13 protein-coding genes are annotated in these 17,223 nt (G+C 39.1%); 8 read left to right on the top strand and 5 right to left on the bottom strand.

Translation table 11 applies throughout. The annotated features are described in order from the left end of the window. Positions 1-119: 119 nt before the first annotated feature. The 3 genes from LZ575_RS07570 to LZ575_RS07560 all read right to left on the bottom strand — a co-directional run bounded on the left by LZ575_RS07570 (position 120) and on the right by LZ575_RS07560 (position 4,203). Positions 120-1,301, bottom strand: a complete 1,182-nt coding sequence (locus tag LZ575_RS07570) for an integrase core domain-containing protein (RefSeq protein ID WP_235330132.1) — start codon at positions 1,299-1,301, stop codon at positions 120-122. Between the two features lie 87 nt (positions 1,302-1,388). Continuing rightward, complete coding sequence (locus tag LZ575_RS07565) at positions 1,389-1,721, bottom strand: hypothetical protein (protein WP_235330131.1); 333 nt, start codon at positions 1,719-1,721, stop codon at positions 1,389-1,391. Next, complete coding sequence (locus LZ575_RS07560) at positions 1,705-4,203, bottom strand: M14 family metallopeptidase (protein ID WP_235330130.1); 2,499 nt, start codon at positions 4,201-4,203, stop codon at positions 1,705-1,707. The genes LZ575_RS07565 and LZ575_RS07560 overlap by 17 nt, the downstream gene beginning before the upstream one ends. A 118-nt stretch (positions 4,204-4,321) precedes the next feature. Here LZ575_RS07560 and bshC point away from each other — a divergent pair, with 118 nt between their 5' ends. Both bshC and LZ575_RS07550 read left to right on the top strand, forming a co-directional pair. Continuing rightward, positions 4,322-5,938 (top strand): bacillithiol biosynthesis cysteine-adding enzyme BshC, encoded by a 1,617-nt coding sequence (gene bshC, locus LZ575_RS07555; protein WP_235330129.1) that lies wholly within the window; start codon positions 4,322-4,324, stop codon positions 5,936-5,938. Between the two features lies 1 nt (position 5,939). After that, positions 5,940-7,316: a pyridoxal-dependent decarboxylase gene (locus LZ575_RS07550; protein WP_235330689.1), complete on the top strand. Its 1,377-nt coding sequence runs from the start codon at positions 5,940-5,942 to the stop codon at positions 7,314-7,316. Between the two features lie 256 nt (positions 7,317-7,572). Here LZ575_RS07550 and LZ575_RS07545 read toward each other — a convergent pair whose 3' ends face one another. Both LZ575_RS07545 and namA read right to left on the bottom strand, forming a co-directional pair. Next, the gene (locus LZ575_RS07545; protein WP_235330128.1) at positions 7,573-8,601 is read right to left on the bottom strand and encodes a M28 family metallopeptidase; all 1,029 of its coding nucleotides are present in this window, start codon (positions 8,599-8,601) and stop codon (positions 7,573-7,575) included. Between the two features lie 110 nt (positions 8,602-8,711). Beyond that, positions 8,712-9,782, bottom strand: coding sequence for an NADPH dehydrogenase NamA (gene namA, locus LZ575_RS07540; protein ID WP_235330127.1), 1,071 nt, complete (start codon positions 9,780-9,782; stop codon positions 8,712-8,714). A 157-nt stretch (positions 9,783-9,939) separates the two neighbouring features. On the opposite strand from namA, the gene LZ575_RS07535 reads away from it, so the two are divergent. The 6 genes from LZ575_RS07535 (at position 9,940) to LZ575_RS07510 (ending at position 17,167) form a co-directional block, all read left to right on the top strand. After that, a complete protein-coding gene (locus tag LZ575_RS07535; protein WP_235330126.1) occupies positions 9,940-11,730 on the top strand; it encodes a mechanosensitive ion channel family protein in 1,791 nt (596 codons plus the stop codon). 119 nt (positions 11,731-11,849) lie between these two features. Next, positions 11,850-13,052: a porin gene (locus tag LZ575_RS07530; protein WP_235330125.1), complete on the top strand. Its 1,203-nt coding sequence runs from the start codon at positions 11,850-11,852 to the stop codon at positions 13,050-13,052. 707 nt (positions 13,053-13,759) lie between these two features. Next, positions 13,760-14,008, top strand: coding sequence for a hypothetical protein (locus LZ575_RS07525; RefSeq protein WP_235330124.1), 249 nt, complete (start codon positions 13,760-13,762; stop codon positions 14,006-14,008). Next, positions 14,005-14,973 (top strand): TonB-dependent receptor plug domain-containing protein, encoded by a 969-nt coding sequence (locus tag LZ575_RS07520; protein ID WP_235330123.1) that lies wholly within the window; start codon positions 14,005-14,007, stop codon positions 14,971-14,973. Before LZ575_RS07525 ends, LZ575_RS07520 begins: the two co-directional genes overlap by 4 nt. A gap of 275 nt (positions 14,974-15,248) precedes the next feature. Continuing rightward, positions 15,249-16,394 (top strand): TonB-dependent receptor domain-containing protein, encoded by a 1,146-nt coding sequence (locus LZ575_RS07515; protein ID WP_235330122.1) that lies wholly within the window; start codon positions 15,249-15,251, stop codon positions 16,392-16,394. Between the two features lie 32 nt (positions 16,395-16,426). Further along, positions 16,427-17,167, top strand: coding sequence for a hypothetical protein (locus tag LZ575_RS07510; RefSeq protein WP_235330121.1), 741 nt, complete (start codon positions 16,427-16,429; stop codon positions 17,165-17,167). Positions 17,168-17,223 lie beyond the last annotated feature (56 nt).

Raw genomic sequence — 17,223 nt, 5'->3', positions numbered from 1 at the left:
ATTTTCTTCGGAAATTCATTCTGTTCATTTTCAGCTATGAAGGATTTTTCTGAAAACTTTGTAATTTGGAAATAAGTGTTCGTTAAGGCACATAGTTTACAAAGTTAAAGGCACATCCTTTACACTAGATTCTGACTTAGCCTAATTGATACTTGTTTGTCTCTTATTTTCTTTTCGTTAAAGTAACCTAAAAATACTTCTCTGTAAAATACCCTCCAGATTCCGTTTCCCTGGTCTTCTACTCCAATGTATTTTCCCTTAAGTCCTGAGGTTAAAAATACCCAGTACACCGACTTCCACCTTAGTGATCCGTTTTGACATACTTTCATCACTTTCATGGTTGCAGGATAGTCATAATTGCGGACTTTTTCAGGGTACGGCCTGGTAGAAAAATCATGGCAATCGGCAGGTGTTTTCATTCCTAAAGATTCATGAGGCCTAACGTGGTTGTATTCTTTTACAAAGCGGTTTAAACTACGTTGTTGAGCCTTCAGATCGAATGATGAAGGTTTTGCGCAAGCTGCCTTTAAATCACGGTGCATACGCTCGTGACGCCCATTTTGATCTGGTCGTGCCGGGTCGGAATAAACCGGGTCAATTCCTAACTCGATAAACCAGTAGGACAGCCTGGTATATCTTTGAATAGCAGACACAGATCCAAAGGGACTTCCATTGTCGGTATGTATTTGTTTTGGGATGCCATACTTTCTGAAAACCTTTGTAAACTCTTGCTTGACAGACTGAAAGTTCTCTTTATAATGTCCTTTCGCTGTAAACAAAAACCTGCTCTTAGAATCAGCAATGGTAAGTGGATGACAGTATATTTTGTTGCCCATTAAAAACTTTCCTTTATAGTCTGCGCTCCAAACTTCATTGCACTTCTTGGGATCAAAAATGGGGAATACTGCGTTAACTCTGCGGCTTCTCTTTTGAGATTTAACCAGGCCATTTTTAAAGAGGATGTTATGGACAGTGACCACACTTGGAATAAGTTCTGCCGGATGCTCTTTAAACAACAAAATGCGGATCTTTTTAGCACCCCAGAGCATATGTTTGTCCTTGAGTTTCAGTATCGAACTTTCAACTTTAGAATTGGTCCTGTTGGGATGATTAATTGGCGCTCTTTCTTGTTCAATTAATCCTGATAATCCCATTTTTTCATAGCGGGAAATCAACTTGTAAGCAGTTGGCCGGGATATATTAAATGACCTACAAAGTTCTGTGATGGTGTAATTTTGAGTTAACCATTCGTGAATGAATTCTACCTTTTGTTCCATTTTAGTTTTTGCTTTCCAGACCATGATAAATCACTTTTTCAAGTAATTTATGAATCTTAAAAGTGTAAACTATGTCCCTTTAACTCTGTAAAGGATGTCCCTTTACCGTACCTAAGTCGGCTGTTCGTTTACTCCAGTTACCTCGAGATTCCAGATCGAATCGGTTCTGGCAATCCTCAGATCTTCCTGAAAAACAGTATCTGAATTTTGCATTGTCCAACCTTTACCTTCATAGACACCATCAGCAACCCTCTTCCAAACCTCATACGTCTGGCTTCCTTCTGCATCATTAGTTCTGGTCCAGAAGCAGGTAAGCCAATCGGCCTTATTAGTCGAATCTTGATTTTCCTCGGCCTTTTTATTTCCGCAGGAGCTAAAAACAATAATTATGCAGACAATATTCAACAACTGTCGCATCTCAAGAACCTTACCTGTTGAGATCATCGTTGTCAACAAAGAATATAGCATTGACAAAGAACAATTTTCCATTCTCCCAGAACGCCCGGAACAGAGGATTGTCAACCATGTAAATTAAACTTCCTCTTCCCATTGGTTCAACTCCATAAGTCATGGAATTTATTATGTTCTTCCTCGCTTCACTACCTGCAAATCCTGAAACTATTTCAGGGTTTTCCTGAAGATAGGCGACATTGTATCCATCTTCAAGTAAGCCAAAACTGTCATTGCTCAATTTTAAGCTGAAATAAGATTTTCCATAACCAAAAGCCATAGGATGAGTATGATCAATGCTGGTTTGGACAATACTTCCTGTGATAAGATCCTTAATGCTTTCCCTCTCCCGTTGATTGTACGGGATCAGGTTTCCTGAACTTGTTGTGTCTTTTTCTTCTTCAGTTTTTTTCTCCTCCAGATCCATGCCATCCTTTCCGGCAAAATACCCTACAGAACTTCCAAGGGCAATTACCTTTCCTCCGGCTCTTACCCAGGTTTTAATTTTTTCAAGACCGTCCTCATTCAAAATTCGGCCGTAGTAACCCGAAGGAAGAATTAAAACATCTAATTTGCTAAGATCTACATCGCCAAAATAGTCAGTACCTATAGAAGTAGCAGGATATTCCAGCTGTTGTTCGAAGAAGTGCCAGATCTCTCCATAACTCAATGAGGAAATATCGTCCCCTCTTAAAACTCCTATTCTTGGACTGTTTATCGGTTTAATTTCAGGAGAGCCAAAATCAGGTCCGCTGGTTGCAAAACTTGTTGTTGCAGCAGTCAGCTGGCGTTGGTGCTCATTTGCAATTTCTACCAGTTTGGAATCAAAATTTTCGACAGTGCGGTTATCGCTTTTTGTAATAATTAAGCTTCCGCGGTCAAATTTCTTACCATTATTTTCAAAAGTAACTTCACTGAACCTCACTCTTATATTTTCCTTTAAGAGAGCAGCCAGGAATTTTGCATCCTGCATACTGTTCCATTTGGTAATATATCCCGGTCCTGCAGGAGTCGCAGTGTTCTTTATAGACTGAGCACCTGCAGCTATTCCTGCGCTAACTTCTTTTGTACTGGCGACAGCATCAAGACCGTAAGCGTGAGGAAGGCTCCAGGCTGTAATGTCATAAGTAAGAGAGTCGCTTAGCTGTGCTGAAGGTTCAAATAATACGCTTACCATTTTGCCTTTAGGCTGATTTGTATTAATGACCAAAGACTTTTCTGTAGCGGTAAAACCTGAATTATCATTATTGCTATAGTTAAAACCTCTTACTTTTCCCGGTTGAGCGTTACTATAAGAAATTTCATGGAGATCCAGTAACTGCTTTAAGGCAGCTAACTTGTCAGCATTTCCGCTAAGCACAAAACTTTTATATTCCTGATTTTCATTACTATAAAATTTCTGAAACTCAGTGTTTAATTTTTCGACATTTTTTGCTGCTATTTCTACAGTAGAAAGTCCGGTGGTGTGATGATGCTCAACACGGTCAACAAGGCTGAGTTCATATCCTTCCCGGGTATCTATTCCTAGAAAGGCACTGCCGCCTCCGGCTTGTTCATAGGTCATTCCTATACTTCCAAGATAAGTAGGATAAGTGTCACCATAGCTTGGGTAAAGCAGGTCAAATCGTTCTTTTGTAAAATATAACCAGCCCTCTTCATCGAAATATCTTGCGTGGTTTTTTCCTATTTCTGTCTGGAAATCTCTCTGGAAAGGAGTAATTATTTCATGAAAAGGTTCGGCTGCAGGAGCAAAATAATATGGCTCATTGATTCCCTGTTCGTGAAAATCTACATGGATATGTGGTAACCACTGGTTGTAGATCTCAAGCCGTTGTTTTGTTTCTATTTGCGTTGCCCAGGCCCAGTCACGATTAAGGTCAAATAAGTAGTGATTTGCTCTTCCGCCCGGCCAGGGTTCATTGTGTTCAATTGCCATTGGGGAGGTGGTATAGGGCTCTGCTTTTACCTGGTTATACCAGTTGGCATAGCGGTCTCTCCCATCAGGATTTACACAGGGATCCATAATTACAACCAGGTTTTCAAGCCAGTCTTTTTTTGAGGTCACCAGCTCGTACAGTGTTTTCATAGAAGCCTCAGTACTCGAAGATTCATTTCCGTGCACATTATAACTTAGCCAAACAATGGCTTTTTCTGAAGACTTGTTATAAGATCCACTTTCTACCCCGGTATTTCTTAAATGATTTTTCCTGATATCCTCAAGGTTATTAAGGTTTTCTTCAGTAGAAATTACCGCATATGTAAGAGGGCGAAATTCATAGGTTCTTCCATAATTGTGATACTGTACAAGATCAGAATTCTGTGCAACGTGTTCAAAATAACGAACAACATCAACATGGCGGGTAAACCTGGTACCGATTTTATAGCCCAGGAATTCTTCCGGAGATTGTATGTTTTGACCTATAAGGGAGTGGAAATTCAGAAATAAAAAAACAATGAGTAATGAGTAACTTTTCATCTATAAATTTTAGAATTGAAATTTTGAAAAAAGTAAAGATAGCATACGGGCCTGAATTAACTAAAATATGGTTTATAAAAAGTTTATCTTGGGTATCTTTGCACTTTAAAGTTTATCTATGCCTGCAGACTGTCTTTCCTATAAAGAAACCAATTATTTTACCAGCTTAATTTTAGATTATCTGGACCAGAAAGATGAATTAAAAGAATTTTACAGTAGGTTTCCCACTCTTGAAAATTTTGAGGAACAATTCAGGGAAAAGAAGGAGTTTTTTACTGCCGAAAAAAGAAAAGTACTGGTGCAGGAGCTTAAGCAGCAGTATTCGAAATTAGACATTCCTGAAGCTGTTTCAACAAATATTGAGGTTCTTTTAAAAGATTCAGCTTTTACAGTTACGACAGGTCATCAACTCAATCTCTTTACTGGCCCCTTATATTTTTTATACAAGATCGTTTCTACAATAAACCTTGCTTCCGCATTAAATAAAGAATATCCCGACAATCAATTTGTACCCATTTACTGGATGGCCACAGAAGACCATGATTTTGAGGAAATTAACTTTTTTAATCTCAAGGGTAAGAAGTTTAAATGGAATAGCACTCAGGCGGGTGCAGGCAGCGATGCGGTTGGAAATCTAAACACTGAAGGCCTTGAGGAGGTTTTTCAGCTTTTTTCTGCGGAAATTGGAGGAGGAAAAACTGCCGAATTTCTGAAGGAACTTTTCAGAAAAGCGTACTTGGAACATTCTAATCTTACCGAAGCCACCAGGTTCCTCGCAAATGAACTATTTAAGGAATATGGGCTTGTAATCCTGGACGGTGACAGCAAAGCTTTAAAGAAAGAATTTGTTCCTTACATTGAGCAGGAGTTGTTTGAACAGGTATCTCATAAAAATTCTGTTTCTGTTGCTGAAAAACTGAATAAATTAGGTTATGGCATTCAGGTGAACCCCCGGGAGATTAATTTATTTTACCTGAATAATGGCCTTCGGGAACGGATCATTGAGCAGGAGGGTAGATTTTATGTGAATGAAACTGAAATCTCCTGGAATAAGGAAGAACTGAAGAAGGAAGTAAATGAGCATCCGGAAAGGTTTAGTCCGAACGTAATAACCCGCCCATTGTACGAGGAGGTGATCCTTCCAAATTTATGTTACATAGGAGGGGGAGGAGAACTGGCTTATTGGTTTGAGCTGAAGGAATTTTTTGAGGCTGTGAATGTTCCTTTTCCCATTCTTTTACTTCGGAATTCAGCTTTAATAGAAACTGAAAAACAGAATAAGAAGAGGAAAAAACTGGAGATTTCCCAGGCTGAATTATTTCTGAAACAACACGAACTAATAAACCGAAAGGTTCGAAAAATCTCAAATATAGATATTGATTTTAGTCCGCAAAAGGAGCACCTGGTAAAGCAGTTCCAGGATCTCTATGACCTGGCCGAAAAAACTGATAAGTCTTTTCTGAACGCTGTAAAAGCCCAGGAAGTGAAACAGTTAAAAGGTTTGGACCATCTTGAAAAGCGGCTGTTAAAGGCGCAGAAACGAAAATTAACCGATGAAGTTTCGAGGATTGCAGATCTGCAAAATGAACTTTTCCCGAATAAAGCGCTGCAGGAGCGGCAAACTAACTTTTCTGAAATGTACCTGGAGTACGGTAGTGATCTTATCTCAACGCTTATTGAAACGCTCGATCCGCTAGAATTTAAATTTAAAATACTCACTTTTGGAGAAAAATAAAATGCATTCCATAGATATGGACCTGGTGGAAATGACACTTGATGTCATGAAATACACCATAGATCGTATCTCTAATATAACCCCTGAATTAGGTTCCCCAAAAAAAGAAGAAGACTTATTGCGCATAGTAGGTGAAACAGTTACTCCTACGGGAATAGGTGGGGAAAACGCTTTTAAGCTTTTTCGGGACGTTTTGGTAAAAGCAACAGTGCCAATTGATCACCCAAGGCATTTGGCTTTTGTTCCCGCAGCACCAACAAGGGCTGCGATTATGTTTGACCTTGTCACATCAGCTTCCAGTATCCATGGTGCTTACTGGATGGAAGGAGCTGGTGGGATCTTCTGTGAAAATCAGGCTATGAAGTGGCTGGTCTCTCTAACAGGTCTTCCTGAAGGTGCCTTTGGGGTTTTCACAAGTGGTGGTACAGCGGCAAATCTTTCAGCAATGGTTGCAGCCAGAGATGAATGGCGCAGTAGGGACGTGGAAAATATTGGTAAAAAAGGACTACTTTTTACTTCCAGTGGTGCACATAGTTCTGTCCAGGCAATGGCAAGAGTAATGGATGCCGATCTCCTATTAATTGATTGTGAAGGTGATTTACTTACAGGTGAAGAACTACAATTAGCTTTTGATGAACTTAAACCGGAAGATCGCTCACGACTATTTGCAGTAGTGGGAACAGGAGGAACAACAAACGCCGGAATAATTGATGATCTGGAAGGAATAGGAAATGTTTGTACAGCAGAAAATGTCTGGTTCCACGTTGATTGCGCTTATGGAGGGGGAGCTCTGGCTGCAAAGTCGGTAAGGCATCTCTTCAACGGAATTGAAATGGCAGACAGTATTACAATTGATCCTCATAAATGGTTATTCTCTCCATACGATTGTGGTGCTGTCATTTATAAGAATATGGAGCAGGCAAAGAATGCTCATTCCCAAAAGGGAGCTTATCTCGAAATTTTTAAAGATGAAGGAGCCCAGGGTTTTAATCCTTCTGACTACCAGATCCAACTTACCCGTAGATTAAGAGGTATGCCTTTATGGTTCTCACTCGCTATGCACGGCACCGAGAAATACCGCACCGCTATTGAGAGGGGAATTGAACTGGCAAAAATTGCTGCGGAAAAAATTGAACAGCGGGAAAATCTTGAATTGGTAAGGCCTGCAAGTTTATCTGTTGTCCTTTTTAAACGAAAAGGCTGGACTGCTGAACAATACAGGGACTGGACCTATAAAAACCACAGCGAGGGAATTGCCCTTGTAACACCTACGAGATGGAAAACCAATGGTGACACAGAAACTATATCTCGTTTCTGTTTTATTAATCCTGACACTACCGAGGCAGATATTGATCTAATTTTGGATACGATGAAATAGGGTTAAAGTTTAAATTTTAAGGATCGAGGATCAAAATTAAAAATGATAATGTAATTCGGAGTATCTCCATTTTTAAAGCCCCAAAGGGGCGAAATATTTATAGAAAGAAAACCGATTTCCACAAGGAGTCCCGGAGGGACGGCACTCCGAAGTTGTATAGAATTCTCTTCGATAATATTATATATTCAGGTACATTTCCGCATTAAATGCATAAGGCTGCCAATTGGCAGCCTTTCTCTTGTATAATAACTTTTAATTATTTTCCGGAAGCAGAAGCTTGTGTAGGTTTGTCAACAAAGGGTCTTGCTTCACGGTTAGCCACTTCCCAGGCAGTTAAGAAAACAAGCTGCGCACGTTTGGCCAGCATCTCGTAATGGATTTTATCTGGTGTATCTGAAATTTTGTGGTAATCAGGATGTACTCCGTTGAAATAGAAAATAATCGGAATATCGTTTTTCGCAAAATTATAATGGTCGCTTCTGTAGTAGAAACGGTTTGGATCATTCTCGTCGTTGAAGGTGTAATCCAGATTAAGATTAAGATATTTCTTGTTCACCTCTTCACTTAAATCGTGCAGCTCTGTACTTAATTTATCACTTCCAATCAGGTAAACATAATCACCTGCGTTTTCCATACCATTTCCAACTCGTCCAATCATGTCTATGTTCAGGTTAGCTACAGTGTTTGCTAGTGGAAATACAGGATTATCAGTATAATATTTAGAACCTACAAGTCCTTTTTCTTCTCCTGTTACATTAAGGAAAAGAATAGATCTTTTTGGATGGTAACCATCAGCTTTTGCCTGCATAAAAGCTTCAGCAATTTCCAATATGGCAACTGTACCAGACCCATCATCATCTGCTCCATTAAACACGTTTCCTTCATCATCCATCCCCACGTGATCATAATGTGAGGAAATAACAAGGATCTCTTCCGGTTTTTCACTTCCTTCAATAAATGCCAGAACGTTTTCTGTATCTTTCACATTACCTCTAAACACCGATCCTGGTACCTCCTGGTAGTAATCGTCTCCACCCAATGGAGAAGAAATTTCTAATTTTTTATATTCAGCCTTTAAATATTCTGCAGCTTTTTTCTGGCCAGGTTCTCCGGTTTCCCTTCCCTCAAACTCATCACTTGCAAAAGTGTATAAGTGTTCACTAAGTTCTCCGGGAGTTATGGTTTTTGCATATTCCATAACATCTGCGTTTTCAACCTTCTTTTGTTGATGAGCGCCACAACCAAATAAACTAATGCTAAGGGCGCATACAAGTATTTTTTTCATAAAATTAATAGTGGATTAAATATGTTGGGCAAGATAAAGCTTTTGGATAAATTTATAACCAGGTAACTGTAAATAAGCCCTGATCTTAGTACAAGGAATTGAAAACTTTTCTAATTCCGTGGTTTGGCTCTTTGGTATTGAGGCACCCATTCAATTTCGACTCCCAGATTTTTGGCTGCATTTAGTGGGAAGTACGGGTTTCTTAAAAATTCCCGTGCAAGAAAAACAAGATCAGCCTTTCCCGATCCTATAATTTCTTCTGCCTCTTCAGCAGTGGTAATTAATCCTACCGCTCCGGTTTTAATTTCGGCCTCTGTTTTTATTCTGTGGGCAAACTGAGTTTGATATCCTTTAGCCACAGGAATTTTAGCATCGGGGACTAATCCGCCTGATGAGCAGTCTATAAGATCTACGCCTTTAGTTTTAAGTATCTTTGAAAGAGCTACAGATTCTTCGATGTTCCATCCACCATCCACCCAATCGGTTGCTGAAATTCTCACAAACAGAGGGAAATTTTGCGGCCATTCTTTTTTAACGACATCAACGACCTCAAGTACTAATCTTATCCGGTTTTCAAAAGAACCTCCAAATTTATCGGTTCGTGAATTACTAAGGGGGGAGAGGAACTGATGCAGCAAATAACCATGTGCTGCGTGAATTTCTGCAACCTGAAATCCTGCCTCCCTTGATCTTTTAGCTGCCGCTTTAAAATCTGCAATCACTTTTTCTATACCTGCTTTATCCAGTTCCCGTGGTGCAGGATTACTATCATCAAAAGGTTTTGGACCTGGCGCCACCGTTTGCCAGCCACCATTTTGAGGGTCAAGAAATTTTCCGCCTTTCCACGGGCTGGTGGTACTGGCTTTCCTTCCGGCATGAGCAAGTTGTATTCCTGCTACTGTTCCGTGGGATTTTAAGAAATCTGTAATCTTTCTTAGTCCTGGAATATGTTCATCTTTCCAAATTCCCAGATCGTCAGGAGTGATCCTTCCTTCAGGAGAAACTGCTGCAGCTTCAGTAAAAATGAGCCCAGGCCTTCCTATTGCCCTGCTACCAAGGTGAACAAGGTGCCAATCATTGGAAAATCCATCCTCACTACTATACATACACATAGGAGAGACAGTAATACGATTATTAAATTCTATATCTTTTATTTGAAGTGGTTTAAATAGCTTTGACATTATTTTGCTGTTTTTTTAATTTTCTTTTATCTGCCCTGTAGATCAAGTTTTCTTCCCGGCTTGCAAAGGTAGTACAAACAAGAGGTGAGGATAAACTATGAGGTTGGTTTAACGAAATCTTAGAGTTTTAAATTCTCAAAAATTATATCTTAGTGTTATGATTTCAATGAACAGATCCCAACTCTTAACTTTTTTACTTTCCTTCTTTATATACACTCTGTTACTGACATTTCCTGTAAGTGCAGTCGCCCAAATTTTTCCCGATACAACTTCTAAGGAGCAGGTAAATAATGTTCCTGAAATTCCTGAAGATTCACTTAGCAGGAGAACTCCCCGCGGGACTGTAAATGGTTTTATAAAAGCTATTGCCGATGAAAATTATGACAGGGCAAGCAGATATCTCAATCTTTCTTCTACTGGTGTAGAAGAGGGGGAGGAGCTGGTGAGGGTTGTCCAGAGATTACTCGACAGGGGCGGACAAATTATGCCCTATTCCTGGATAAGCAATGACCCTGAAGGCCAGACCAATGATGATCTCCCTCCCGGAATTGACAGAATAGGTACAGTAACTGCAGAAGCTGAAACCTTTGATCTTTTTGTTGAAAAAACCACAGGTCCTGAAGATGCACCAATCTGGCTACTGTCTTCGGAAACTATAAACAAAATTCAGGCTTTGGATATACAGGATGAACTTCTTGTTGAAAAATTTATGCCCGAATTTCTTTTAAACCGAAAATGGGCAGGAATTGCGGTGGGACAGTGGCTTTTTATGTTTTTCCTTATTATCCCTGCCTATTTCATCTCCTGGGCGATAGTTTGGCTTTTTCAGTTTTTACTTCGGCTCGTTTGGCCAAAAGCACGTACAGAACCTACACAGGGTATAATAAAAGCATTTGCTTTACCAATACGTATATACCTCGCTGTTTGGTTGTTCGTAATTTTGTCACAGGAGGTTGGAATTTCTATACTTCTTCGCCAAAGATTTAGCTGGATCACTCTTATCCTTGGAATTGTTGCACTGCTCATCTTGCTGTGGAGACTGGCCGATTTTATAAGTGTTTTCAGCCAAAGGAAAATGAGTCTACAGGGAAAAGCATCTTTGGTATCGGTCATACTTTTCTTAAGGAGATTTGCTAAAATTGCGATAGTAGTATTTGGTATTATAGCAATTTTGGGCGCAGTAGGTGTAGACGTTACAACAGGGCTTGCTGCTTTGGGAATTGGAGGGATTGCACTTGCACTTGGAGCTCAAAAAACAGTAGAAAATTTTGTAGGGAGTGTCACATTAATTGCAGATCAGCCTATACGGGTTGGAGATTTTTGTAAAGTTGGGGAAACAATAGGCACTGTTGAATCAATTGGGATGAGGTCAACCAGAATTCGTACCAATGACCGTACTGTTGTGACCATACCAAACGGAGAATTTTCCTCAACCAGAATTGAAAATTTTGCACACCGGGACAGATTTTTGCTCCATACAGTTATTGGGGTGAGATATGAAACCACGCCTGACCAGTTGAGATATTTGCTGGTGGAAATAAGAGCTATTCTATATTCTCATCCTATGATCGATCCAAACCCTGCCCGGGTAAGGTTCCAGGGATTTGGTGCTTCTTCTCTTAATCTTGAAATTTTCACCTATTTCAACGCTATAAATTTTGAAAATTATGTGGAACTAAGGGAAGATCTTCTCTTGCGGATAATGGACGTAATCGCGCGAAGTGGGACAGAGTTTGCCTTTCCTTCTCAAACTCTTTACTTTGCAAAAGATACAGGGCTTTCTGAAGAAAAAGCTAAGGAAATAGAGGAGGTTGTGAAGAAATGGAAGGAGAATAATGAAATGGAAATTCCTAAATTTGATCCCGATAAAATTCAGCAGATCAAAAATTCTATTAAATATCCTCCTGAGGGATCAAGTGAGAATAAAAACAACAATCCAAAGGAATAAAATCTCCTCTTTTATGAAATCTGAATTTTTGCGTGTAAGATAATTTTTCGGCCTCTTCTTTAAGTTTTCGTTAATTTATTCATCCACTTGGTTATATTTGCACAATAAAAATTTTTTAATTGGATTTTTATAAATTATTTTTTGCGGCTTTTTTCTTGGTAGTTTTATTTCCTACTGCCCAGGCGCAGGATACTACTAGCAATTCTTTTGGGAATGGTTTAATAAATGTAATTGCCAGAGACAGCTCCTACAGCGCCAGATTTGGAGTAAGATTTCAGACTCTATTTGCCGCGAACTGGAACCATCCTGAGGACGAAAGAATTGAAAGTGCCGGGACAAACTTCTTAATAAGAAGAGCCAGGCTTAAGTTTGATGGATTTGTATACACTCCCAGGCTAAAATATAAGATCGAATTAGGTTTATCTAATCGTGATCTTTCGGGTCCTTCGGTCTATAACAATAATACTCCCAGACTAATTTTAGATGCAGTGGCCAAATGGAACTTCTACGGAAATTTCGAATTATGGGCGGGGCAAACCAAACTTCCGGGGAACAGGGAACGGGTGGTTTCTTCAGCAAACCTGGAATTGGTGGATCGCTCCCTGCTCAACAGTGAGTATAATATTGACAGAGATCTGGGTATACAGCTGCATCATAAGATGGACCTTGGAAATGAGATTATTTTAAGAGAGGTTGTTTCTATTGCCCAGGGAGAGGGAAGAAATGTCACTTCAGGAAATCTGGGCGGTTATCAATACACCGGGAGACTGGAAATTTTTCCTTTAGGAGATTTTACGGCTTATTCCGGTGCTGATCTTAAACGACATCAAACACCTAAGCTGGCGGTAGGAGTAACTTTTGACCATAATGACAATGCCGTAAGAACCAGGTCAAATTCCGGAGCTTATATGATAACTGAAGATGGGTTTTATAAAACCGATATAAACACCTTGTTCCTGGATTTTATGTTTAAGTATAAAGGTATTTCTATTATGGGAGAATATGCTGACCGAAATGCTGATAATCCTGTTGCTTTAGATGCAGATGGAACTCCAACCGGGGATTTTGTAGAAGTGGGAAGCGGACTCAACCTGCAGGCAGGATATCTTTTTAAAAATAATTACCAGCTAGTAGGACGCTTTACCCAGATTAATCCTGATGACTTTATTTCCCGGGTAGTAGAAACCCAATATACCCTGGGACTTTCCAAGTATATAGTAGGCCATAAACTAAAAGTACAAACAGACATTAGTTATAATGATCTCACTTTGAATCAAAATGACGGATTAATGTATAGGTTTCAGTTTGAAATCCACCTCTAATTTACTTTCCTGTATTAACTTTTTTAATATTCTTTTAAGTCACCTAACATCAAAAAACTGGCTCTTAAAATCATTTTTAAGAGTGTTGACTTCATTTTCCAGTACGTAGGGGAGTAGTTATACTAATTTTATACTTCAAATAATACGAAATGACTTAACCATAAAATAAACATTTTCATTTTCGTGTGTTTGAATTAGCCAAAAAAAAGGTCGGTTGTTGTTAGTAAGCCTTTATTTTTTCCCCTGATGTACATTCCTAATTCTTTGTTTTCTTGAAGAAATCAAAAAATGTTCTGTTCGTAAAAAACGATAGCATATCCTCTAGGATCTTAAAAAAGCCAGTCAGGAGTCGTTTTCTTCCGGCTTTTATTTTTCTCTAATTTCAAAGTTTTTCCTCATCTCATTCACAGTTTCCCCGGGGCATACATTTACTGGATAGATCTATTTTATATCAGGATTTGAACATCCCACTGCAATAACTGGAAAATTTAAAATAATTCCTGTTCCAGCTCACAGGTATTTTTTTGCACTTCATAGCAGCTAGCTGTATGATCGCCATAATTCATTTTATCAATCTGCACCAGAGAATAATAGCTTCAAATCGGGTTTGCAGCCATTTATATCATTATATGAGTGGTTCAAATCATTTCAGCTTTACGGGGGACTTTTCTCCGATAAATTTAGCCGAAATAACAAAATTATATAATATGAAAATTAAGTACAAACTACTGTGCTTGGTGGTTTTCCTGCTATCAGGCACATCTATTTTTGCGCAGCAAAACATAATTACAGGAATAGTCACGAGTCCCGAGGGGATTTTTAAGGCTGAAGTTATTGATATGGATATAGAGGAAACTCCTAAAGCTACATTAACAGATGTTGACAAGTATTCCCAGCACCGTCCTGAAAACGAAATACACAAGCTTAGCCTAATCTTAAAATATAGTCTGCTATGAAGATAAAGTTTTTTAGTATCCTGGCAATTTTAATGTTTGGGGTGCAATTTACCCATGCACAACAACAAACTACCGTCACAGGTACTGTAACAGATGATACAAGATTACCTTTACCAGGGGTAAATGTTCTTATTGAAGGAACTAATAGAGGAGTACAAACGGACTTCGATGGAGATTATGCCATTGAGGCTGCTCCCGGAGAAGTTCTGGTTTTTTCATTTTTGGGTATGGAAACTGCGAGACATACTTTTCGGGATATTCCTGTTATTGATGTTACTTTAGCACCTGATGATACAGAACTGGAGGAAGTTGTTGTTACTGCTTTTGGTGGAACCAAACAAAGAAGAGCCGCTACCTACGCTACTTCAACTGTAGATGCCTCTGAAATTAACACGGTTTCCAGCAACAGTTTATTCGAGAATTTATCAGGGAAAGTTGCCGGGGTGGATATTACTTCCCCTGCTCAACCAGGTGCCTCCTCCAAGGTAATCATTAGGGGGTATTCCTCTATTTCCGGATCAAATGCACCATTATATGTTATAGATGGTACACCTATGAATGCCGAGGCTACTGGTTCTACGGGTCAAACCACAACCATCAATTCTTCTTTTGAAAGAACCTATGATGCAGGTAACGCAATTAGCGATATAGATCCTAATACAATTGAGAAAATAACCATTTTAAAAGGTGCTGCAGCAACTGCTCTTTATGGGAATAGGGCAGCAAATGGAGCTATTCTTATAACCACAAAAAGAAGTAAACGAGGTGGTATGAATATAAATCTTAGTTCTTCCGTTGATTATTTGGAGGTTTCGAGAGTGCCTCACTTCCAAAACGGATGGGGCCAGGGATGGTCTGGTCTGGGTTTCTCGGCTTTGCTTAAGCCGGAGGTTCTGGAGCTAGTAACGAGAATGGATCCTGGGGTCCACGTTTTAATGGACAAATTAGACCTTGGGGGCAAATAGTAGATAATTCTCAACAAATTAAGCCTTATGCTCCTCTTGAGGATAATATTCAGGATTTTTACGATATAGGGAATGCTTATACAAATTCTGTAAGATTAAGTGGTGGTAATGAGGGAGCAGATTTTTCCCTTATCGTAAGCGATCTTGCTTTAGATGGTGTTATCCCCACTGAAGCAGATAAATTAAATAGAAGAACGTTTAATTTTAACGGAGGCCTCAAGGGAGAAAATTTATCTGCACGTTTAAGCTTTAATTATATTAAAAAGGATCAAAATGTGGTTAACACGGGTCAGGGTGATGATGCTGGTGAGGGAGGAACCTTTAGCCAGGAAATTATTCAGATTCCACGGGATATTAGTTTATTAGACCTTGCAGATTACAAAAATAATCCATTTAACATGCCGGGTAATTTTTATACTCCTTATGCCCAAAATCCCTATTTTATAATTAATGAGAACGCTACTGTTATAAATGAAGACAGGTTTTTTGGCAATCTAAATCTGGGTTATGCATTCGATGAATACTTTTCAGCCTCCTGGCAAATAGGTGGAGATATAAGAAACGAAAGAGTGAATAGTCATGGTGCGATTGTAGAGTATCCGGAAGGATCTGCTCAGGACCTGCTTATAGCTACAGAAGTAGTAGGAGGAGTTACAGAGCTTAAAAGAACAAGGAAAGAATACGATACTTACTTTAATCTTAATTATGACAGATACTTAACAGAAGATTTTCATTTAAATCTTTTAGCGGGTGCTACTTATAATGAAAGACAGACAAGCCTTCTTAATGTCTCCATTACCGATTTGGATATTCCTAATTATTATGAATTAGGAAATACTGCAAATAGTCCTGTAGTGGTTCAGGCGGACTTAAAAAGAAGATCTTATGGAGTCTATGCCCAGGCTGAACTAGGTTACTTAAACCGCTTTTTCCTGAATTTGACTGCGCGTAATGACTGGTCTTCTACCTTACCAATAGAAAACAACTCTTTCTTTTATCCATCGGCATCTTTAAGTGCTGTTATATTAGACTCCAATCAGGCATATTTAAAATTGAGAGGAGCCTGGTCCAGAGTTGGTAATGATACGGATGCATATTTAACAGAATCTACTCTTATACAAGGGGTTGCTACATCTTATTTTGGAACAATAACGTTTCCTATAGGAGGTGTTAATGCTTACGAATTGAGTCCTCAGCTGGGAAATGAGAATTTAAAACCAGAAACTACTGATGAAGTTGAAGTTGGTTTTGAATCTACATTTTTTAATAACAGGATAAATCTTGACGTTTCTTTATACCAAAGAAATACCTCAGACCTTATCGTCAATTTACTCAGGTTGATCCCTCTACAGGTTTCACTCTTTTTGCAGGAAATTTTGCTGACGTTCAGAACCGTGGAATTGAAGCCGTACTTGGAGTAACACCCATAAGAACAGATGATTTTAAATGGGATTTGACCTACACTTTTACTAAAAATGAAAATGAGGTAACCGAGCTTTACGGCGGGGAAGACACAAAACTACTTCTTACCGGGGCTTACGGAGTTAATTTTTATGCAGTAGAAGGTCAACCTCTTGGGGTGTTTTATACAACCGTACCTAAAAGAAATGAAAACGGAGAATATATTGTAAATCCGAGTAATGGCTTCTATGAGCCCAGCGATGAGGAACAAGCCGTGGGGACTTCTCAGAGGGATTTTGTAATGGGACTTACAAATAGTATTTCCTATAAAAATTTCTCGCTATCAACAAGCCTTGACTGGAAACAGGGAGGTGAAATGTACTCCTATACAGCAAGATTACTCGCCTTCACGGGTAACTCACGGCTTACTACTTTTAATGAGCGGAATCCTTTTATTATACCCAATTCTGTGGTAGAAAATGAAGATGGAAGTTTTTCAGAAAATACAACTCCTGTAACTTTTGGTGAAATTACGAACTTTTATAATGCCACTTCCAATGCTCCAATAGAAGCTACCCAGGTAATCGACAAAACTTTTGTGAGGGTGCGGGATCTATCTCTAACATACAATCTAAACACTGCCTTTGTTGAGAATTTAGGCCTTGTAAGTGCTTCAATAACAGCATATGGGAAGAATATATTTATGTGGACACCAGATGAAAACCCCTATGTAGACCCCGAAGTAAGTACCTATGGTTCAGATCTTTTGGGAGAGTTTGGAGAATTTGCTTAAGTAATCCTGCCCAGCGCAGTTATGGCTTCAAAATAAATATTGGACTGTAATTTAAA

It is taken from the genome of Antarcticibacterium sp. 1MA-6-2 (genome assembly GCF_021535135.1).
Classification (GTDB): Bacteria; Bacteroidota; Bacteroidia; order Flavobacteriales; family Flavobacteriaceae; genus Gillisia.
Note: the sequence above shows the minus strand (reverse complement) of the source record. Positions and strands in the feature narration are given on the sequence as shown.